This window comes from Rhizobium sp. USDA 4016 (genome assembly GCF_056279705.1).
The window spans coordinates 741,513-761,979 of sequence record NZ_JBWCCY010000002.1 but is presented as its reverse complement, the minus strand read 5'-3'; the positions used below and the strand labels follow the sequence as shown (position 1 = coordinate 761,979).

At 59.2% G+C, this 20,467-nt stretch carries 21 protein-coding genes, 3 pseudogenes and 1 riboswitch; of the genes and pseudogenes, 12 read left to right on the top strand and 12 right to left on the bottom strand.

Annotation, left to right across the window (positions count from 1 at the left end; all coding sequences use genetic code 11):
• Positions 1-881 precede the first annotated feature (881 nt).
• The 3 genes and pseudogenes from ACZ9DP_RS04635 to ACZ9DP_RS04625 form a co-directional block, all read right to left on the bottom strand.
• Positions 882-977: pseudogene (locus ACZ9DP_RS04635) on the bottom strand (exonuclease); the annotation flags it as partial.
• A gap of 139 nt (positions 978-1,116) precedes the next feature.
• Entirely contained in the window at positions 1,117-1,383 is a 267-nt protein-coding gene (locus ACZ9DP_RS04630; protein ID WP_194730686.1) for a BON domain-containing protein, read from the bottom strand.
• A 79-nt stretch (positions 1,384-1,462) separates the two neighbouring features.
• Positions 1,463-1,729, bottom strand: a complete 267-nt coding sequence (locus ACZ9DP_RS04625; RefSeq protein ID WP_074072487.1) for a DUF1488 family protein — start codon at positions 1,727-1,729, stop codon at positions 1,463-1,465.
• Between the two features lie 664 nt (positions 1,730-2,393).
• On the opposite strand from ACZ9DP_RS04625, the gene ACZ9DP_RS04620 reads away from it, so the two are divergent.
• The 3 genes and pseudogenes from ACZ9DP_RS04620 (at position 2,394) to ACZ9DP_RS04610 (ending at position 4,084) form a co-directional block, all read left to right on the top strand.
• A complete protein-coding gene (locus tag ACZ9DP_RS04620; protein ID WP_476200480.1) occupies positions 2,394-2,612 on the top strand; it encodes a DUF3072 domain-containing protein in 219 nt (72 codons plus the stop codon).
• 50 nt (positions 2,613-2,662) lie between these two features.
• Positions 2,663-3,234, top strand: a pseudogene (locus tag ACZ9DP_RS04615) (substrate-binding domain-containing protein); the annotation flags it as partial.
• Positions 3,235-3,367: 133 nt separating this feature from the next.
• Entirely contained in the window at positions 3,368-4,084 is a 717-nt protein-coding gene (locus ACZ9DP_RS04610) for an SOS response-associated peptidase (RefSeq protein ID WP_074072491.1), read from the top strand.
• Here ACZ9DP_RS04610 and ACZ9DP_RS04605 read toward each other — a convergent pair.
• Positions 4,053-4,346, bottom strand: a complete 294-nt coding sequence (locus ACZ9DP_RS04605; protein ID WP_476200478.1) for a hypothetical protein — start codon at positions 4,344-4,346, stop codon at positions 4,053-4,055. The two genes, ACZ9DP_RS04610 and ACZ9DP_RS04605, sit on opposite strands and share 32 nt — an antisense overlap.
• 115 nt (positions 4,347-4,461) lie before the next feature.
• Here ACZ9DP_RS04605 and ACZ9DP_RS04600 point away from each other — a divergent pair, with 115 nt between their 5' ends.
• The 4 genes from ACZ9DP_RS04600 (at position 4,462) to ACZ9DP_RS04585 (ending at position 10,185) form a co-directional block, all read left to right on the top strand.
• Entirely contained in the window at positions 4,462-4,746 is a 285-nt protein-coding gene (locus tag ACZ9DP_RS04600; protein WP_194732003.1) for a hypothetical protein, read from the top strand.
• Positions 4,747-5,098: 352 nt separating this feature from the next.
• Positions 5,099-5,356: a DUF982 domain-containing protein gene (locus tag ACZ9DP_RS04595; RefSeq protein ID WP_239603154.1), complete on the top strand. Its 258-nt coding sequence runs from the start codon at positions 5,099-5,101 to the stop codon at positions 5,354-5,356.
• A gap of 1,453 nt (positions 5,357-6,809) precedes the next feature.
• On the top strand, positions 6,810-7,256 hold the full coding sequence (locus ACZ9DP_RS04590; RefSeq protein ID WP_283072862.1) for a hypothetical protein: 447 nt from the start codon (positions 6,810-6,812) through the stop codon (positions 7,254-7,256).
• A 1,075-nt stretch (positions 7,257-8,331) separates the two neighbouring features.
• Positions 8,332-10,185: an ABC transporter ATP-binding protein gene (locus ACZ9DP_RS04585; protein ID WP_476200476.1), complete on the top strand. Its 1,854-nt coding sequence runs from the start codon at positions 8,332-8,334 to the stop codon at positions 10,183-10,185.
• A gap of 125 nt (positions 10,186-10,310) precedes the next feature.
• On the opposite strand, the gene ACZ9DP_RS04580 is transcribed toward ACZ9DP_RS04585, so the two are convergent.
• The gene (locus ACZ9DP_RS04580) at positions 10,311-11,264 is read right to left on the bottom strand and encodes a sugar-binding transcriptional regulator (protein WP_022712627.1); all 954 of its coding nucleotides are present in this window, start codon (positions 11,262-11,264) and stop codon (positions 10,311-10,313) included.
• A 9-nt stretch (positions 11,265-11,273) separates the two neighbouring features.
• Here ACZ9DP_RS04580 and ACZ9DP_RS04575 point away from each other — a divergent pair.
• From ACZ9DP_RS04575 to ribB, 5 genes and pseudogenes are all read left to right on the top strand, one after another.
• Positions 11,274-12,125: pseudogene (locus ACZ9DP_RS04575) on the top strand (ATP-binding cassette domain-containing protein); the annotation flags it as partial.
• A 22-nt stretch (positions 12,126-12,147) separates the two neighbouring features.
• A complete protein-coding gene (locus ACZ9DP_RS04570; protein ID WP_476200474.1) occupies positions 12,148-12,936 on the top strand; it encodes an SDR family oxidoreductase in 789 nt (262 codons plus the stop codon).
• A 4-nt stretch (positions 12,937-12,940) separates the two neighbouring features.
• Positions 12,941-13,309, top strand: a complete 369-nt coding sequence (locus ACZ9DP_RS04565) for a triose-phosphate isomerase (protein WP_476200472.1) — start codon at positions 12,941-12,943, stop codon at positions 13,307-13,309.
• Positions 13,310-13,387: 78 nt separating this feature from the next.
• The gene (locus ACZ9DP_RS04560) at positions 13,388-14,170 is read left to right on the top strand and encodes a glucose 1-dehydrogenase (RefSeq protein WP_476200470.1); all 783 of its coding nucleotides are present in this window, start codon (positions 13,388-13,390) and stop codon (positions 14,168-14,170) included.
• A 106-nt stretch (positions 14,171-14,276) separates the two neighbouring features.
• Positions 14,277-14,421, top strand: a riboswitch (FMN riboswitch).
• Positions 14,422-14,536: 115 nt separating this feature from the next.
• Positions 14,537-15,163: a 3,4-dihydroxy-2-butanone-4-phosphate synthase gene (ribB, locus tag ACZ9DP_RS04555; RefSeq protein ID WP_476200468.1), complete on the top strand. Its 627-nt coding sequence runs from the start codon at positions 14,537-14,539 to the stop codon at positions 15,161-15,163.
• Positions 15,164-15,320: 157 nt separating this feature from the next.
• Here ribB and ACZ9DP_RS04550 read toward each other — a convergent pair whose 3' ends face one another.
• The 7 genes from ACZ9DP_RS04550 to ACZ9DP_RS04520 all read right to left on the bottom strand — a co-directional run bounded on the left by ACZ9DP_RS04550 (position 15,321) and on the right by ACZ9DP_RS04520 (position 20,444).
• A complete protein-coding gene (locus ACZ9DP_RS04550; protein WP_194730670.1) occupies positions 15,321-15,605 on the bottom strand; it encodes a hypothetical protein in 285 nt (94 codons plus the stop codon).
• Positions 15,606-15,730: 125 nt separating this feature from the next.
• Complete coding sequence (locus ACZ9DP_RS04545; RefSeq protein ID WP_074072512.1) at positions 15,731-15,946, bottom strand: hypothetical protein; 216 nt, start codon at positions 15,944-15,946, stop codon at positions 15,731-15,733.
• 75 nt (positions 15,947-16,021) lie between these two features.
• On the bottom strand, positions 16,022-16,324 hold the full coding sequence (locus ACZ9DP_RS04540; protein WP_476200467.1) for a hypothetical protein: 303 nt from the start codon (positions 16,322-16,324) through the stop codon (positions 16,022-16,024).
• A gap of 294 nt (positions 16,325-16,618) precedes the next feature.
• Positions 16,619-16,861 carry a hypothetical protein gene (locus ACZ9DP_RS04535; RefSeq protein WP_476200466.1) on the bottom strand — a complete coding sequence of 81 codons (243 nt, stop codon included), beginning with the start codon at positions 16,859-16,861 and terminating at the stop codon, positions 16,619-16,621.
• Positions 16,862-17,036: 175 nt separating this feature from the next.
• The gene (locus ACZ9DP_RS04530; protein WP_476200465.1) at positions 17,037-18,770 is read right to left on the bottom strand and encodes a sensor histidine kinase; all 1,734 of its coding nucleotides are present in this window, start codon (positions 18,768-18,770) and stop codon (positions 17,037-17,039) included.
• 336 nt (positions 18,771-19,106) lie between these two features.
• On the bottom strand, positions 19,107-19,439 hold the full coding sequence (locus ACZ9DP_RS04525) for a gamma-glutamylcyclotransferase family protein (protein WP_194731891.1): 333 nt from the start codon (positions 19,437-19,439) through the stop codon (positions 19,107-19,109).
• A gap of 135 nt (positions 19,440-19,574) precedes the next feature.
• A complete protein-coding gene (locus tag ACZ9DP_RS04520; RefSeq protein ID WP_476200464.1) occupies positions 19,575-20,444 on the bottom strand; it encodes a hypothetical protein in 870 nt (289 codons plus the stop codon).
• Positions 20,445-20,467 lie beyond the last annotated feature (23 nt).

Below are 20,467 nucleotides of genomic sequence, written 5' to 3'. Positions count from 1 at the left end.
GCGTGCTTCCACAAATATTGCGCTCGGCCGCCTGGATGGGGCCGAACCGTCGCTTGCGGTCGGACTTCGGGCGAATTCCAAGCGTCGCGGGATCTCCTTGCACCGTTCGCGATCAGGTTGCATCCGCGAAGGGGACGCCCCTGACATTTGGGCCAATGCAGATGACGGCAAGCGTGCCATCATCCGCCGTGTCGTGCCCTGGTGTAGCAACGCTTTCGCCAGAGAGCCTGCGAAATCGTAGAGCGCCAAGACGGGTATCTGTGAAGCTGCAAAAAATGTGGGGACAATTACCCAAAAGAGGTAATTCGATTTGGCGGGTTCTCACGCTAGGAAAAACTAACGCAGCAGTTGTATTAGTCGTCGCGAATTGGGCGGGTCGCATCGGCGGATGCGGCCTGTCTCGTTTTCAAGCCCTGCGGGGCCGGCTGATGTCCACAAGCGTCGCATGAACCCCTCGAGCCACGGAACTGCTCAGCCGTGTTCCGCGGCCCCCGCCGCATCAAGCCATGAAAGCTTGAGCCTCAGCCACGATTGCGGGTGGCTCTCGCCCGGGGGCCGATCGTGATGTGGGAATCGGACTGGCCGAGGTTCATCGGGGCACGCGCTCACAGTGTTAACGACGTTGAGGAATCGTGACTCGACTCATCCCTGACCTCGATGGTTCTATTTGAGGACAGGTTGGGGAGTTGGTCGATGGGATATGAGTGGGATGACGCCCGCGAGCGTCGGGCTTACGCTATAAAGGTCGTCTCGATAGTGCTGGCGTCAGCGGTGACGGCAGGAGTTCCAACTTGGATCGTTGCAAAAGCCATGGGGCTTTGAAAGCGTAGCGATCAATCCTCAGAGGCTGGCTCGGCGATACCCGCCGTGACATTTGCGTCTATGATTTTATCGGGATCGTGAGCCGCGCACCAAAATCGGTATTGCGAACCTTCAAGGCAAAGAAATTCGCAGTCAAATATGATTGCAGTCTTCATGATCTCGGTCGCTCTTTGGCGAGTCCCTCGGTAGCGGGAATATATGTTACCGTGAAACCGACGACGATCCTTCGGCGACTAACTTCGGCGCCGTAACTGATTTTTCGAAAAGGTCACGCCCTCATGGTGAAGACGGCGGTCACAAAGTTTGCGACAATTCATTGCGGACTTTTTGCACGCCCTTGGTTTGCTGAGTAACCTCCACGGCCCTGGAAATCTCGGCGCGGCCGGAGACCCAGCCGGAAAGAGTGATCTCGGCTCCGTGAGCCGATACGAAAATATAGGTCGGATCGATATCGGCGGCACATGCCAACGCGTCGTAAACGGCCGACTCGATATCAGCCGCTTCCGGAAGTGCCGTTGCGGCGCGAGCTACCACACCCAGATCTTTTCTATCGACTGACATACCTTGTCTCCAGGGCTTATCTAAGGTTCTCGATCACACCCGTCCTTGCGGGACATTGACCGCCTATAGATCTAACGGGCTATCGACGGATGTCCTCTGCCGTCAGTGTGTAATTGTTTCTGCGACTACGGTTATAGGCTTTGGATGCGGCCTCCAGAATCGATGGTCGCTCTGCGTCGAACGCATCGAGGCACTCAATCTCGGACCGACTAGGTTGATCCGTGGACCGCAGAGCGGTCGCTTCGATCAGAAATCGGACTTCGAACATTCCATCGTAGCCCAAGAAGCGGACCCCCTTCCGATTTTCGTCGAAACTGCGACTTCTATTTGGGAAGCTGAGGGGCATTACCACTTCTCTCCATCAGGGTTTGATTGTGTTGATACTTGATCGGAACGAGCAGCCGGGGATGCCGGGGCAGGCATTGCGCTTGAGCTCCCGCGGCCCCCATTCATCGAAGGCTTCAGACCACGTATGACCGGCACGGAGGCTTGCTCGCTGCGGTTGAGAAGCGCAAACAGCAACCCGGCCTCACCGACGCGCGTGTTCAGCACATGCCCGATGAGAAACTTCGTCGCGCTCAGAATGACCGGGAGATCCTCGATCGGGCGAAGTTCATAAACGCCGGCTTTCGCGAGGACACGATCCATCGTGCTCATAGTGGCGGTCGTAAGATGACTGGAAAGTTTAGGGGACGACATTACCGTCCTCCTGTCGGGGCTTCGAAAGACCGATCCGAAAAGGCGGCGCCCGTTCCAACATGCCACCATCGCCCTTATATGGGGACGCCGATCGGCATTGCAACGACTGCTTGGATCAAATAAAAATTGCACGAGCCGGATAGAGTTCAATTGCCGGTCGCCGGGAAGCTTGCATTCGCAGCTTTGTGGGACGCATGCCTGTCAACTTGCCTGCGCGCTCGACCTCCAACGGGTTGCCGGATACCGATCTCCTAACTCGGAACCTACGGAACCTTGGGCCGTTTCATCAACGCAACTGAGGAGCTCAAGCGATGACTAAGACGGCAAATACGACCAATTCGAACCTGGAAAAGGATCCTGAAGACTGGGTCAGTGGCGACGAGCCTATGACAGGAGCCCAGCAATCCTATCTGAAGACGTTGTCCGAGCAGGCGAACGCCCCGGAGCTTTTCTCGGTGAAACTGACGAAAGCGGAAGCCTCGAAACGGATCGACGAACTCCGCTCGAGACTTGGCCTTTCGGACCGATGAGACCTTAAGGCACCGCACTGTTGCACCCTTAATTTCGGTCTCGGTGCTCAGTAGCACTCCGCACAGATGGCCGAAGTCTGTCCTCTGTCGGCGACGACAAGCTCGGCGGCTATCTGGCGACCCGGCATCTCCTTAATCTTGGGCATCTCCGTATCGGTGTTATTGCGGGGACCGTCGTATGCCTCCAGTTTCCGCGGTAGCGCCGAGGACTACAGGCAGGCCCTCAATGAAGCTGGGGTAACAATCGATCCGGCCTACATCGTTCCATCGACATTCGGCATTGATCCGGATCGGAGGCCGCCGAAACTCTCATGCAGGTCGAGCCGCGGCCACCGCAATCTGCGCGGTCAATAATAACACAGCGCCCGGTGGACTCTCCGGCCTGGCGAGGCCTGGCCCTTCGGTCCCCGATGACCTCTCGCTGGTGGGCTGCAACGACATCCCGATCGTCAGTCACCTGACACCGCCACTGACCACATTGCGCGTGTCTTTTGATCAGATCGCATCGAATGCCCTTGATCTTCTGGGCAGGGCCATTCCTAACGAGGACCGTATTCGGGTGTCAGCACCTACTGTCGCACCTGTCCGATCGCACAACCCTGTCACCACGGTCATGCCATGAGCCGGAGCCGCCTTGCAATAATCGCATTGGGCTCGTGCACCGGCATACGAGCGAGATGAATAGCGTCAGACGTTGCTCAAAGGCAAAATGGCGCGTTAAATAGAGCTCTTGAGAATTTCGAGTGAGCCCTGACATGTGCGGACGCGTATTCATCAAAACCAACCTCGAAAGCATGATGAATGCCTTTGCTTTCGCCGATCGCAAAGGCGTGCTCGGCCTGGCCAACCAGTTCCCGAGGTACAACGGCGCCCCGTCGCTCGACTATCCGATCATCATCAGGGAAATGGTGCGCGAACCGGATGTCATGGGACCGGTGTTCGTCAGCGCGGGGTGGGGCTTGATACCTGGATGGATGAAACCGGGAGGGCGGCCGCAGGTCAATGTCCGCTCAGAAGGCATCGCCAGGAACAGCAAATTCAAGGTTGCCTATCGCGCTCGCCGCTGCCTTGTTCCAATCGACGGCTTCTTCGAATGGAAGGACATCTTGGGCACGGGCAAGAACAAACAACCGTATGCCGTCGCCATGAAGTCAGGCGCGCCCTTCGCACTTGCCGGCATCTGGGAAGCTTGGCGCAATGCGGCCGACGTCGATGTTCGCACCTTCGCCATCATCACCTGCCCGGCGAATGCAACGATGGCTGCGATCCACGACCGTATGCCGGTCATTCTGCATCCAGAGGACTACGAGCGCTGGCTGTCGCCGGAGCCGGAGCCCGATGATCTGATGAAACCGTTCCCCTCCGAACTGATGACCATGTGGCCGATCGGCAAAGCCGTAGGCTCACCGAAAAACGACACGCCGGACATTATCGAGCAGATCAATCCTGATCCAGAACCGCCGATGTTGTGAGAATTCCCACGGCGTGGCGGCTGCTTTCAACGATGCAGGGCGTTTGGCCTCGACAAAAAGAGGATGGACGCATGACAGGGCATTTGGTGCTCAACACAGTTGGAAAACTTGCGAAGAGAACTGACAGGTTCGCCACGCCCCGCGGCTCGCCGAGCTTGGTCGCACCCACCCAATGGATGTTTAGTCGCAACAGGAAATTGCGGCCGCTGCGCTTCTGCTGTTCGATGAGTTCGCGGCTGCTACGCCCTTCGTCCTGGCCCATTGAACCAGCGCCCCAAGACTATTAATTAAGAGCTTGCTAATTTTATGATGTTGAAGCAACCTCTAAGGTTCGCCCCGTTTCGTGGGCTTCGCTGCCTTCAGCGAAAGGAGGTTCTATGTCTTCCGACATCCATTACATGCCATACGGCTGCCGCGCGGAACAAGACGGCAAATGGACGGTATTTGACACCGTCACCGGCTATCCCGCCATGATAGGGTGCAAGCAACTGACTGATCTGACTGAAAAAAATGCCACTGAACTGATGGACATCCTCAACCGGAACACTGTTGGGTCCAAATGGCAGCGCCTTCCCAGATATGCAATCCAGGGACTTCCATCACAGATAAGCGGCAGCGATCTCGACCAGAAGACGCATTCGCCGTCACCCAGGCATCAGTGATCGCTTTTCGTAAACGTTCGGTGTCGTCTCGCTACCGCGGCCCATTGGCCATCAGTTCAAACGCCCACCACCAGGTCAGACGCCTTTTATTCTTTTCAAGATGTCGAACCCGTGGCAATGGGGTGCGGCAGGCCGAGACACCTGCGAGCGCCGGCTGGGGCCAAACGATATCGTCCGCCGCGCGAAAGCCGCTTCTCTTCCTGTGCATGTCCGATGGTGAGGGGCGCAGCTGGAATTCGTTGCGATCAGGCAGGACCTCTTCTAGTCCGCGCCTTGCCAGGGATGCTAGACGTTCTCCACTTGCATCGCGCGGCCGTCCATCGTTAACCTGCTTTTCTGGCGAGGGCGGAATATGAGTAACAGACGTTGGGATCACCCCGTAATGATCATCTGCAGAAGGACCGGGCAGCTCTCGACCATCGCATCCACAGCCGAGGCGCTCGAGGTTCTCACGAATTCTTGGCCGGTGGCGGAGGGGAAAGCATTCATGGCCGCGTTGCTGATCTGCTCCGACGTCGAAGCCGGCCTCCGAGAGCCTGACGAAGCCCGCGCAAGCTTCATCGCAGCAGCGAAAGAAGCAGGTGTTCCGTTCGACACCATGGGCGGTTAGGGAAAACGATGCCTCCCGAAGTGGGCTTGAGGCGTTAAACAATCTTATCGGACGGCGGCGTTTTGCCGCAAAACCAGCGACTTCCGGTGGCGGGGCCGAGCGACTTTGTTTCCCTTGGCGAGCTTGGCGCTGCAGCTGCGTTTCACCGCTTTCCTTGCTCCTCGCGGGCATTTCTTCAATGCTGGTCTGGTGCCTGTGGCATAGCAAGGTCGCGCCGTCTTGGTTCGGCAATTGCTTCGTCCAGCGCTTGGATCAAGAAATGCAACATACCCGCGGCAGACTCTTTGTCTGCCATGGCGCCCCGGGCGTAAAGCGTCGATAAAGTTTGGAATTTCGCTGATGGCAGCCCTCCCCAAAAGGTTGTGCCTCCCTTACCATAATCTCAATATGTGAGCCGCAGTCACGTTTCGTGGAAAACCAACGCCCGGCTAGGACCAAAGTCCCGCCAATATTCAGACTTCGGTCCAATATCATCCGCCTCAAGCATAATGCATGTTCTGAGTGACCCAAGTGCGCATTGCGCGCGCGAAAGGTTAGGGCTCTCCTCGTGCAGCCAGGGAGGGCCCTCAATTTGTACTGCGTACTCCAAGTGTCGCAAAGCTCCGAAGGCAGCAGCGGCACAAGGTACGGCCAGGGCTCGCCTTAGCCCACCCATCCGAAGGCGAGCCCTCGTCGTAACTTGTCCGTCGGTGCAGTATGCCGTCCGCGCAAACACTGCTTGAAACAACCGCAAGATCTGTCTTCCCAAAGCCGCCCCCGGTTAAGGAGAGACTGGTGTGCATGCTACTTAAGGCAAGAAAGGGCCGAGCACCCTTGATTTCCGAGCCGGGGAGCGTCGGCGGCGACGAGTGCAATTGAACCGACCGTGGCCCGGCAGAACGATCCTCAAATGGAACCGAGCACGAGAAAGAGAGCGGCCCAGAACATAGCTGACAGTTCGGCCGCCACCAAGAACCCAATCGTCCGCTCGTACATCCCGTCCTCCTCCAGATGGAACGAGGGCCTGCCGCACATCAGATGACGAGCCCTCCCTACCCGCGAAATCGTCTGCCAAGACGTATCAGGATCGCGTGTTTACCGGTCTTGGCGAAGACGCGATATCGTAAGATCTCAGGATGCTGGACTCCCTCTCTTTGTCTGTTTCCCGATGTCGTGCGACGGCAACGGAAAACGGCAGGGATTTGTTCCGTTCGCCTTTGATTGCCCGGTAGAAGGCTTGGAACATCAACATTCTGCCGCTTACTTGTGGAGTGCTGCGGGAGACAGGAGTATCCTAGCTGCGATCGTGCCGCCTTACAGAGCGGCGCTTGAAAAACACCCCGCCGTTAGAAGCTGTTTGCACGGCATTCTTGTTTAACGCCGAGCGAGGTTCAGGATGATCTCGCCATCGCCCGATGTCTGCGGCGCGCCAGAGATCTTCAATCGGAGGTAACCTAGCAGGGAGGTTGATTTCATGTTTATCGACAGCAAAGAAATGTCCGTGGAGCGTCGGCACTTCGTCTACGGTGGCGCCGCCGCCTTTAGCGCCATAGCGGCCGCACTGGCGGGCGGCGGTAGCTCGGCGCAGGCCCAAACCTACCGAGCCGACGAGGGAAAGGAGTTGGCGCCGGGTGTCCGCGCTGTGGAGCTCGGCAAGGGGGCTGCGATGATCCCCGGCTACAAGACAGTCTCGCTCATCGATCTCGTGTTTCAGCCGCAGTCGAACCTGCCTGTCAGCGCCATGCCCAATGCTATGATCTGCCACATCACCGAAGGGGAACTAATGGTTCTGCAAGACGGCAAGGAGTTCCAGGCCAAAAAGAATCACGTGTGGACCTGTGCCGAGGGCACGAAGGAGGGCGCTCGCAACGACGCAAGCGCACTTGCGGTTATGCGGATTGCCAACCTGCTGACCGTATGACGCAACGGCGGCAAAGGAGGCCTCGGTGCCGACGAACAGGTGCAACGCGTTCGCCCGCCTTGTCGGCACCCAAGCTTTGCTTGGATGGTAATTGATCGGCACCGCTCCGTTTCGACAGCATTTGTTAACAAACTGAGCTCTCGATCTTCCCGTCAGGCCAGCCCTGATCTTCCTTGATGTCGCTATGGTTTTGCAGGTGCGGCTCTTGGATCATGCCGGTGTAGCAACACAGGCACGATGCCGAGTCGAACGAGGAACAGGACCCCATTTCCTTGGATGGAATCGGACGCACCTACGAACTACTCTGTGGAGGTGCCTTCGCCGCGGCGTTCGCGAATGGCGTCAAGTCTTTTCAAGTAGGGGCTGAAAGCCGCGTCAGTGTCTGAAGGCACGGCAAATGTCGGCAGCGATTGCAACTGCCGAACAAGAGCTTTGTCAGTTTCGTACGGCAGATACTGCAGCACGGCCGGTTCGTCTGGTTCCGATGTCATGCGGCCAAAACGGAAAACAGCCGAGATTGTTCCGCCAACGGGGCGAATTATATTACTAATACTCACGAAGGGCGTACACCAGGCCGCTGTTTTGCGGGAACTCCTGCTTCTCATTTCACTTGTGCCCTTTCGCGGGCCATAAAGGTCGGGATCCGGCGTCCACGGCGATGCTGATCTGGCGCGCTGATGCTGCACCCATCCCGCAAGGCCTCTTCGTGCTGTTGACAAACCGCTAACAACTTCCAGATCGACGGCTCCGATAGATCATCCGGCGGTAGCCCGGCAGTGTTACGCTCCCCAATCTCGTTGAACGGGCGAACCAGCTTCGAGCCTTAGTTGATGTCGGCGACGAGGCGTCGCAGGCCGCTCTTGAGAGCAACTCCTGCCACGCCGAGACCGATGTCGGGACTGTGTGCGATCGCGTGCCCGCTTGCTGTCCCACGATATCAGATCCGTTTTTCACGACCTCAATTTCGAACATCTGCTGAGATTTTCTAGTTGAGATTGCAGCCGGAAGATGGTCCTATGCGAACCCGCGTAGCTGTGTCCCCAAGCCCTCCCCCGATTTTTGACCCGAGCGGCCCATGTCGATTTCAGATGCGATCTACCGTCCCTTCGAGACGCTGGTCCGGCCGCTCGAGATCCCCTACCGCCCGCTGCCCTCCGAGGGCCCGGTCGCGGTCCTTCTGCACTTCATCTCGATGTTCCGCGGCGTTCTGATCGTCCTGGCGCTTTCCTCGATGGTGGTCGAGGCCATCAGCCTGACGATCGTCTGGGGGCTTTCGGTCATCGTCGACGGCGTGACGGCTCAAGGCGCCCTCGCCTTCCTGCACAGCGAATGGCCGCTTCTTGCCTTTCTCGGCCTCCTGATCTTTCCGGGCACGCCGGTCGCCTCGTTCCTTGTAAACACCCTCACCTCGCATACGCTGGGCGTCGGCATGCCGGCCGCCATCCAGTGGCAGGGTCACAAGGCGGTGGAACGGCAGGATCTCGCCTTCTTTCACGAACTCTTTGCCGGACAGGTTGCCTCGCGTCTGTCGCAGGTGGCGTCCGCGGTACAGCAGCAGATCATTGCCGCATTCCAGTCCATCCCGCGCTTTCTGCTGCAGATGGTCGGCTCGATGATCCTGCTCAGCACGTTGTCCTGGCAGCTCGCCCTGCCGGTCCTCGTCTGGATCATCCTCAACGTCGCGCTTGCCGTCAGGCTTGCGCCGATCTTTGCCGAACGCTCGCGCCGCACCGCCAAGCAGCGCAGCCTGGTCGCCGGCGCCATCACTGATCTCTACAGCAACATGCAGATGATCAAACAGTTCGCTGCTGAAGACAGCGAGGCGGGCGCCATCCGCCGCATCCTACAGAAGGCCGTGCAAACGCAGCACAAGGAACAACGCATCTACCGGACGTCGGAACTGATCGTCGTAGCGCTCAACATGGCGCTCTGGCTGTCGATTCTTTCGATCGGTTTCTCGGGCCTCGTCAACGGCTTTCTCACGGTAGGCGAGTTCGTCGCGGCGGTCTACATCCTCCACCGGTTGTCCGGGCACACCTTCACCTTCCTGCAGATGGGCCAGCAGATCTTCCAGGCGATAGGCACCATCAAGGACGCCATGCCGGTGATGACGACGCCGCCCACCATCACCGACGGGCCGGACGCGGCCGAACTGACTGTCAACCGTGGGGAGATCCGTTTCGACAATGTCCGCTTCGCCTATAATACCGGCAAGCGGGTGATCGATGGGCTGTCGCTGACGGTGCGGCCTGGCGAAAAAGTAGGTCTCGTCGGCTTGTCCGGGGCGGGCAAGACAACGCTGGTTAGCCTGCTGCTGCGCTTCTACGACATAGGCGACGGCGCGATCTTGATCGACGGACAGGACATCCGCATGGTCGCGCAGGCAAGCCTTCGCCGCGCGATCGGGGTCATCGCCCAGGACGTCTCGCTGTTGCACCGTTCGATCGGTGACAACATTCGCTACGGCCGGCCAGAGGCGACGCAGGACGAGATCGAACAGGCGGCAAAGACGGCAAGGGCCGATGCGTTCATTGCCGATCTTGCGGACGGCGAAGGCCGCAAGGGTTTTGACGCCTTCGTCGGCGACCGCGGCATCAAGCTCTCCGGCGGCCAGCGCCAGCGTATCGCCATTGCGCGCGTCCTGTTGAAGAACGCGCCCATTCTGGTGCTCGACGAGGCGACCTCCGCACTCGACAGCGAATCTGAGGCAGCCATCCAGGAAAAACTCAATCTGGTGATGGAGGGAAAGACGGTCATTGCCATCGCACACCGCCTTTCAACCATCGCCAGGATGGATCGAATCGTCGTGCTCGATCAGGGGCGCATCGTGGAAGAAGGCAGCCCGGACGAACTGGTCGAACAGGATGGCCTGTTTGCCCGCCTTTGGAAACGTCAGACAGGCGGCTTCATTCCTGAAGACATCAATTGACTTTGCGGGCATCGCCTACGAGATGGCGGACCACTGCTGCAGCCTCGCAGGGCCTGTGCAATTCGCCTCCCGGCCCGTTGGCAGACAATACAGGCGCCGACGCGTTGGGTCGTCCAATGCTGGCTTTACAGATCAATGAGTCGTTGAGCGGTGAACTTGTCCGTGACAAGCATGTCGATGACCCCAATTCGAAGGGCGCCGGCGATGGCGGCGGTCTTCTTAAACCCGCCGGCTAAGGCAATCACGCGATCCACACGTTCGAGGTCTTCGAGCGGGATACCAATAACGCGCTCGTCGAGCGGCGTCTTAACCGCCTTACCGTTCCTGTCGAAGAACCGGAGCGAGATATCGCCAACGGCTCCCGCTTCAGCCAGGTCGGAAAGCTCCCGTGACGAAAAGATGTTGCCCGATCGCGCAAGGAGCTCGGAGGGCTCGACCGCTCCAATTCCGACAATTGCCAGTGTGATGCTGCCGAACAGGTCCATCGTCTCACGGACGAACGGATCGGCTTGCATGAGCAGCTTGGCCTCGCGCGAGGTCGTCACGCCTTGCACCGGAAGCAGCTTCGGCTCGGCGCCGGTCAGGCGCGCCAGTCGAGTCGTCAGCTGAGTGGCATGTGTCTGCACCGAGGGATCGCCCATGCCCCCGAGCGTCTGGACGACATACTTCGCCTGGGCGCTTTTCTGCGGGTGAATGTTTTCGACCATCTTGAAGATGGTCTGACTCCAACTCGAAACTCCAATGATCTCGCCAGGGGCAAGCGTGACCTCAAGGAGATGGGCGGCCGCTTCCCCAATCCGTGCCATGACCGCGCCGTCTCGATCCTCGCTGCATTCGACGACGACGGCTTCGGGTAGTCCGTACTTCTGCCTGAGAGCGCCCTCAAGCTCACTGTACGTGCCGACTGGAGGAATGACGCTCGTCCGAACGATGTCCTCGGCCTCGGCACGTTTCAGCATTCGGGAGACCGTGGCCTGCGACAGGCGAAGATGCTGCGCTATCTCAGCCTGCCGTCGCCCCTCGATGTGGTACATCTGGGCCACTCTTGACATGAGGCGGAGTTCGTTGAGGCGAGCCATGGCTGATCCCGGATCGTCGTGCTTCGCGACGGTGAGCGCGTGCAGGAATTCGCCGACAGCGCGACGCCCGTGCGCACGATTGTCGAGAGCATGGTTGGACGTTCGCTCGACCGTCTGTTCCCGACCCTGCCCGTTCCGACGGATCATCCGGTACTTGAGGTGTCGGGGCTGAGTTCTCCGGACAATTCGTTCCGCGACGTTACCTTCGACGTGAAGGCAGGCGAAATCCTTGGAATTGCCGGACTGGTCGGCGCCGGCCGCACGGAACTTGTGCGCGCCATCTCGGGTGCGGATCCGATCAGTGGAGGCTCGATCAAGCTGGAAGGCGATGAACTCAGGCTCCGCGATCCTGCCGACGCGATCGCCAAAGGCATCGTAATGGTTCCGGAAGATCGCAAGGACCAGGGTCTGGTGGTCGGGCACCGGATCGGCGAGAACATTATCTACGCCAATCTCGACATGCTGGGTGGACGTTGGATCACACCCCGCGTCAAGCGCTCGTTCGCGCAGAAGGCGGTTGCCAAGTTCGGCGTAAAGGGTCGCGCAGAGCAATATGCTTCGGACCTGTCCGGCGGCAACCAGCAGAAGGTCGTCATCGCGAAATGGCTCATGCGCAATCCCAAGGTCGTGGTCCTCGACGAACCCACGAGAGGCATCGACGTCGGCGCCCGAGCGGGCATCTACGACATCATCGTCAATCTTGCGAAACAGGGCGTGGCGGTCATCGTCGTGAGCTCGGACCTCGAGGAAGTTCTCGGCGTCTCAAATCGCATTCTCGTGCTTGCCCAGGGCAAGCAGGCAGGCATTCTCAATCGTGACGAGGCAAATGACGTCTCGGTCATGGAGCTCGCTACAACCTAAATAGACAGAGAAAGGAAGAGCGGTGTCCGACATCACTCTGAACGCCCCGAAGCTTTTCGATCTCAGCGGCCAGATTGCCATCGTGACCGGAGCCGGCAGCGGAATTGGGCAGCGCATTGCCGTGGGTCTTGCACAGTGCGGCGCCGACGTCGCGCTGCTCGACCGCCGAACCGATGACGGACTGGCCAACACGGCTAGACACATTCAAGGCGCAGGCCGCCGCTCCATCCAGATCGAAGCGGACGTCACGCGCAAGTCATCCCTCAGCGCGGCGGTAGCACGCACCGAGGCAGAGCTCGGCGCACTGACACTTGCCGTCAATGCCGCGGGTATCGCCAACGCCAACCCGGCGGAAGAGATGGAAGAGGATCAGTACCAGACGTTGATGGACATCAACCTGAAAGGGGTCTTCCTTTCTTGCCAGGCCGAGGCCCGCGCCATGTTGAAGAACGGACGCGGGTCCATCGTCAATATTGCGTCCATGTCCGGCGTGATCGTCAACCGGGGACTGAGCCAGGCGCACTATAACGCTTCCAAGGCCGGCGTGATCCATATGTCGAAATCCATGGCGATGGAATGGGTCGGCCGTGGAATCCGCGTCAACACGATCTCGCCCGGATACACGGCGACGCCGATGAACACGCGTCCCGAGATGGTTCATCAGACCAAGCTCTTCGAAGAGCAGACGCCGATGCAGCGCATGGCAACGGTCGACGAGATGGTCGGTCCAGCCGTGTTCCTGCTGTCGAATGCGGCAAGTTTCGTGACAGGCGTCGATCTGCTTGTCGACGGCGGTTTCTGCTGCTGGTGATGCGATGCGAAAGCTGATTGCCGGCAGCTGGAAAATACACGGTCTCGCTTCCTCCCTGGCCGAGATCGAGGCGCTGAAGGGACTTACGAGCGAGGCGGCGTGCGACATCGTCGTCCGCTCGCCCTTCACGCCGATCGAGAACCCCGCGAAGCGCTCGCAGGGTTCGACCGCGATTACCGTCGCGCGACACCGCCAGCGAAAGGCGCCGGGCGCCTGCACCGCACACGTCTGGGAGGACACGCTCGTCGATGGGGGTGCATGCTTGGTAATTCTAGGCCATTCCGAACGTCGCGCGTTCCACGACGACATTGACGCCATAGCCAGAGGGGCCACTGTCGCTCACAAGGCCGAGATCATTTCTGCAGCCGCTTGAAGGCAGCATGACGCAACAGGAACTGCCGGCTCTGCGGCCGACGCCCGATATCGCCTGGCAACGGGAAAGGAAGAGAGAATGAAGCGCTTCGAAAACAAGACCGTTGTCATCACGGGAGCCAGCCGCGGGATCGGCGCGGCGATCGCCATGCGGTTTGCGAGAGAAGGCGCCAATCTCGTGGTCTCAGCAAACGAAGAGTCGGTCCATGCAGTCGCCGAGCAAATCAAAACCGATGCCGGCAATGCTATCTCCTTCGTCGGAGACGTCACCGACAAAGCCAGCGTGAAGGCTCTCTATGACGCGGCGGAGAAAGCTTACGGCACTGTCGACGTGTCGATCCAGAATGCCGGCGTCATCACCATCGCCCGCATCGAAGACATGACGGAAGGCGAGTGGGACAGGGTCATGGCCGTCAACACCAAGGGCGTCTTCTTGTGCGCGCAGGAAGCAATTCTGCGCATGCGCAGGCTGGGACGCGGCGGCCGCATCATCAACACCGCCTCTGGCCAAGCCCGCGACGGCTTCATCTACACACCACACTACGCCGCTTCAAAAATGGGCGTCGTCGGGATCACCCAGAGCCTTGCCAAGGAAGTCGCGACCGAAAACATCACCGTCAATGCCTTCTGCCCCGGTATCATCGAAACGGACATGTGGGCCTATAACGATCAGGCCTGGGGCAAACTCCTCGGCAACTACGGCCCCGGAGAACTCATGAAAGAGTGGGTCGAAGGGATTCCCATGAAGCGGGCAGGATCTGGCGAGGATGTCGCCGGTCTCGTCACCTTCCTTGCCAGCGACGATGCTGCCTACATCACCGGCCAGACGATCAACGTCGATGGCGGCCTGATCATGTCGTAGCTTTATTCGACATTGAGGAACGGTGCGTTCACCGCGAAAAACAGATTCTCGATGGGCCGGCAGCCGGCAGCCACTTGCAAAATACGGCATCGATCCTCTATGTTACATGCGTTCTCAGGGCGGGGTGCAATTCCCCACCGGCGGTATCGAGGCAACTCGGAGCCCGCGAGCGCCTTCGTGGATGCGGAGGGTCAGCAGATCCGGTGAGATGCCGGAGCCGACGGTTACAGTCCGGATGGAAGAGAGCAATGCAGCGGACGCCGCCTCAAGCGCGGCGTTTCCTATGCTTGTTCGCCCAAGGGAAAATGGTGGCTTTGACAGGCCATGCACGCCGCTCACAACGGCTAACCCTTGAAAGGCAAGAAAATGGCAATTTCCAAAATCGACGATGCGGTCGCCGCTATAGCGCGGGGCGAGATCGTCGTCGTTGTCGATGACCGTGACCGGGAAAACGAAGGCGATCTCGTGATCGCGTCGGAGGCTGTCACTCCGCAAGCGATCGCGTTCATGATGAACCACGCCCGTGGCCTTATCTGCGTTGCGATGGAAGGCAACAGGCTCGACGAGCTCGATATTCCTTTGATGGTTCCACGCAACACCGAGGTGCTGAAGACTGCCTTCACCGTCTCCGTGGACTACATTCCCGAAACGACGACTGGGATATCGGCCGCCGACAGGGCTGCCACCGTTCAAGCACTCGTCAGAACAGGCTCTCGCCCAGAGGATTTTGCCCGGCCAGGTCATATCTTTCCGCTCCGAGCCCACCCGAACGGCGTTCTTTCCCGCCCTGGCCACACCGAAGCAGCGGTGGATCTCGCCAAGCTTGCCGGTCTGTCCCCGTCCGGGGTGATTTGCGAGGTGGCCAACGACGATGGCACGATGGCACGCCTTCCCGAACTCGAACGGTTTTCTGAACGGCATGGCCTCCATCTGATCACCATCGAAGACTTGATCGCCTATAGGGCAGCGAGTGTTCCCGTTAAGGCAGCCTGAAATCCGTTGCCCGTCTTCTTTTAGGTTTGAGCGGTCTTCCTCCCGTAGCCGCTCGAATCTGGTCCGGCGCTCGCGACCTTCCGATGAACGATACGAGCGTATCGGCGCATCGAAAGGCGGGCGACCCCGTGGCTGCGGCCCGCATAGTCGAAGGAACTTACATAGATTGTGTGCCTCGCCATTCGACAACATCCGCGCTTTGAACCCAGATGGTTTCCTCTTCGCCCGCGCGGCCATGCTCCAATTTATATGTGGCAACCTCGCCGAAGGTGTCGGCATATGCCAGCAGGCGCTCCAGCGACGCGTCGGGCGGCGACGCTACTCTCTCCAAAGCTTCGCGCGTCACGATCACGAGCCAGTTCGCCGCGATGTCGGTCATTGGGATGTGGCCGTTCTCATTGGTGACGAACGGCGGCATGTTCGGGCGCATTTTAAGCGACATTGCTCCTCCTCAGTCGAACAACATTATGTCTCCGGCGGCTCGACGGTCCTTCTGAGCTTCCTTGTGCCAGTGATCAGCGGAAAGATCGCGATGGCGATCCGCGCCGGCATCATCAAAGTTGGATTTCAGGAGCGCAGGCTTCGGAGCAATGCGGGGTCCTGCTTAAAGCCGTCGATCTCATTCTGGGCCTTAAAATACGCCTCTCTCCAGAGCCTGTAGCGAACCGGATCCGTTTGGGGATCATACGGATTGTCACCCAGTAACTTTCCAGTTTTTGGCGCTAGCGCGCCCATGTTTTCGGCTTGCCAGTCGTCCAGTTCCCTTCTGCTGCCTTCAAACATCGTCCACTTCCTCGTCTATCAAAGCGTTCGCTAGTTCTGCCGCCGCATGATCGAGCCTCGCCTTTGAGCAGGGCGTTAATGAACAATAGAACGGAGCTCCGTCGGAAGACCTTGGATCGCGAAGCGATGAAGCGGTGAACCTGCAAAAGCCCTCTCCATTTTCCGAGACTTCCCGAATTGCCGATCAAGTTCATTGGCGAGGTCGGTGGGATCCGTCATTCCCTGTTGAAAGAGGCGGACCATCAGCTTGGCTGCTGCATTGAAAGGTCGAGGCGGTTCGATAAGAATATCGTCTGTATAGCCGGCATCACTCAGCACCTGCTGCAGCATGCCGAGGTCTTGGCTCGTCAGATATTTCGTAGAAAATTCGGAAGACATAAGGCCCTCCTTTCGGTCGGGGCAAGGGCAAGGCAGCCCTCAAACAGCAGCGCCCGTGATGATGACTGCTGGAGGCGGGAACCATGCGCTGCCCCCGGAAGCAAAGCAAATGAAATCTTTCGAAGATGCTAAAATACACTCCGACTGGCAAGCGGGCCGCATTCGCCGGATCAGCCGCAATGAACACGCGGCGTAGATATCAGGCAGAGCAACTTGATCGAGATCCGCGACCGACAGAACCTCGACAGTTCCCACTCACATCATTTCGGTGCCGCGGCAGCAGCCGGCGAGGCGCTAGTGAATCGCCGACGAAGACCGCGCGTTCACGCGTGTTGCCAGCTCTCCGATGTGGGTGCCGATGAGCAGTGTCGCGATGTCGTCTGAGGTGCGATAACCGTCATTAAAGAATGCAAGGGCAGCAGCACATAAGAAATCCGTTGTCTTCTCATCAGGAGCGACCTGATAATAGTGATACCATTCACCGACAGCCCGCGAGAGCACGGCAAAATCGGGTTCCTGCACCAGTCTTTGCAGCATGATTGATCTCCCATTTCTGAGACTAAATGCTAGGTCGGGCGGAATTTTCTTCAACGGAAGAAGGTGCTCCTTATTTATTCAGAGCGAATGACCTCAACGTCAGGCAGGCCTGCAAACAACCTGCATGCGGACGGGGTTCAGTGCCTTTGACGGTTCGTCGGAGCAGCAGCCATTCTCAACTGCGGCCCGCTTTGCGCGGATTCTCGATTGCGCCATCCTCGCTTTGTGCGCGGGCAATCTGGGAAGACGTCGCCGGATGATTATCCGTCGGATCTCCCGGCAGAAAAAATGCAAGTTCAAATATCAGGCCGCTGGTCCCGTAGGTGGAAAGGCTTTTTGCCTGATATTTTGCCGGGAAGGCCTTTTCGATCAGGACCGAGCCGAACCCTCTAGCGTTGGGCCGAGTGACCTCAGGCCCCCCGGTTTCCTGCCAGGTCAGCAGAACCCCCCGGTCCTTCAGGGTCCAGTTAACGACAATCCGGCCCTCGTCGGTGCTGAGTGCGCCGTATTTCATCGCGTTCGTGCCGAGCTCGTGCACGACCAGCGACAGGGCCAGCGTGAGTTCCGCCGGTAGAGAAACCTGTGGACCGGTTACTTCCATTCGGCTGGCATCGACCTCATGGTGGGGGCGCAGCGACTTTCGGATCGTCTCGGACATATCCGCCGAATGGGCCTCTCTTGTGAGAATGAGGTCGTAGGCTCCTGCCAGCGCCGTTAGCCTTTTGGAGAACACGGCATAACGCGAAGGATCGCTCTTCGCAAAACTCTGTCGGGCGATCGCCTGCACCAGAGCGTAGCCGTTCTTGACTCTGTGGGCCATCTCCCGCGACAGCAGGTCTCTTTCGTCCTCCGCCTCCTTCGCTTGCCGGTGCCGGGCGTCCAGTTCGTCAAGGAGACTGTCCAGTGTCGCACCCACAGCACCGAGTTCATCTTTCGCCGGATTCATTCCCGTGCGCACGTCGGTCCTGCCGGCGCGCCAGTCTCCCATCACGCGAGCGATGTGGTGGATGGGTCTGACGATGAACCGGTTGCCTATGAGAACGGCGGCCAGAAAGGCGAGCAGCGCGCCTCCGAGGATAGACAGCGCATTGACTTCCGTCGCTCGGTTGATCGGTGCGAATGCCTCTTCCTTCGAGATGCTGGCGCCGATGTAGAGCGGGTTGTTTGGAAGCTTGATCGGGCGATATCCAAGGATCCGTTCGATACCGTCCTGTCCTGTAACCTCGATGATACCTGGGAAATCCGCATAGATCAGGTGTTGAAAGGCATGAGGTATTGCGGTTCCGACAAAGCGCTCGGGATATGGCACGCGTGCCAGTATCGTCCCCTTGCCGTCTGCGATCGTTATGGCGTTGCCACCCTCTACGCCGCGTTCTGCGATCCTGTCCTGCAGCCATTCCAAGCGCAGGCCCGTAACCAGCACGCGTTGGGCGACCCCCTCCTTCATCAGCGGCATCGCTACCGGAAGGACTGCACCCTTCGACATCCGGCTGTCGGTGTAGGTGCCGACCACAAACCGGCCTGACGCCAGGGCTCGCCTGAAGTAGTCCCGATCCGCGAACCGGACGCCACTCGGCGGCTCGACGCTGCCGCAGACAGGATGCCCCGCCAAGTCGGTCACAAAAATCGTGCGAATATTGGACACGCTCGAGGCGACCGACCGAAGGGCCCGATCGCAAGCCGCCGCGTCGAGATCCTGGATCGCGGGCATTGAGGCAACGGCGACAAGAAGGCCATGCAGCCCTTCGATGATCCGTTCGACTTCGGAAGCCGCCAGCCGCGCGGCCTGCGCAGCATTGCCCCTGATTTCCTCGTTGCGCTGAAGGCGTGTCTCTACTTCGTTATAAACGAGCATCGCGACAACGGGCGCTAGCGCCGCAACCGCGACTGCAACGAGCTTCAGTCTCATTCTTCCGCCCTTTGGATCGTATGGATCCGTTCCCCAACCGGGTTTCGATAGCATGACTATTCAGGCCTGACTATCCATGTGTGTCATTCGTACGCTGGATCGCCGTCCATGCCAGAACGTGGCCAGAGGCCCTGAATGAGACGCCCTGAGTTTAGGAAACGAGGATGGGAAGCCGCTGATGAAAGAATCGTTCATCAGCGTCGCGCGCGGCCAATGCGAACCGACTGCTGGAGAAAGAGGGCTGAGGACGGCACTCGAAGCTGCAGTGCATTAGAGGCGCACCCTCTCGCACCGCATGCTTGCAATGCTCATATCTTATGTCGGCAGCCAATGCGCCTAGGGCGCGAGCACGTAAATAAAGGCCTCTAGTTGCCCATCCGGCGTACTGATCTTTGCCCGTTCACGGCGATACCCCGCCCCTTCAAATGCGTCGAGCCGTTCCCAGTGGTCCGGGAGATCCAGCGACTCGAACAAAAGCACGTCCACTGCCGCGCCGCCTTCATCGAGCAGCAAGCCTGGAAAACCAAGGGCAGCTCCCCATCCGGATTCCACGAGAGTCCCTCGAACCGTCCCCTTGCGCCAGGTTCCTTCAAGGCCGTCGAGCTGGTGATGGTTCACCCGGCCGGGGGCCAGCGATCCGTAGGTTGCAAGCCGGTGTTCGACGGTCATCGTGTCATCCTGTCCAATAGGTCTGTGAGCAGCCATTTGGTTCTCTCGCGATGCGTGACGCAGGCAGACCTTCGCAGTCGCGCATCAAACTCGAATTTAGGCGCCGCTTATGCAGATGTATATGAATGCAATCAATTACTTTCGTCTGCGCCGTTCCCGGGAGCGCGCCAGCCGGCGGGCGGGCCTCAGCTCATCGATGCTCGGAAGCCACCATTCTCGCCTCCGGTTTTCTAGAACCGGCTTCGCGGGCCATGTGCAGATCAGTTCGTCCAGCGTCGGCGTCCGCCACAGTCCCCAGACGTGGTCGTCCGTCACACCCGGATAGAAATCCGCAACGGTATCTGGCTCGACGAGTTCGCCGGTGATCTCAGTGAAGACGATGACACCGTACTGTTCGGTCGCCACGGGCCGCTGCAACGGCGGCAGGTCGTTGCACGCCAGCGGATAGCGACGACGCTTCCTCTCGGCAGAGCGAAGTCGGGCGCGCCTGTCGTCCTCGGTTCCCTTGCGCTCTTCAGCCCTGCGCTTTCGTTCTTCGGGCTCGTTCCGCCGGGCCGCCGCCTCGATCGTCGCCCATCGCCGCCTTAGGTCGTCGAACGACCGGAAGGGCACATGCCAGACCCTAAGATCGCAGTCCCAATAGGCCCAGGGAACTTCGCGCAGCTCATCGACGACAGTCCGGGAAAACGGCGTCCGGACCCGTAAGCCCGCCTCCCCGACCTCCAGATAGGGACTTTCGATCGGATCGAACTGGAAGGCGTCGCGTCCCTTCTCGTCCGCATAGGCTTCGACCTGCGTTGCCTCATACGCCCGCCAGCGGGCGATCCGGCGACCGGCAGTTTTCCCGGGAACGAACCACGCCTTGAGGTCATCGCTCCACCGCGCTTGGGGAAAAGCCGCGCGAAAACGCTCGACCGTCAGTCGGTCGTAGGGGAATGAGGTGGTTTCCCCGATCTTCTCTTTGAAGGCGCCTTCGGGCGTCTGCTGTTCTCGGCGGTTCGACATGGTGAGTTTATCTTTCCCTCGAG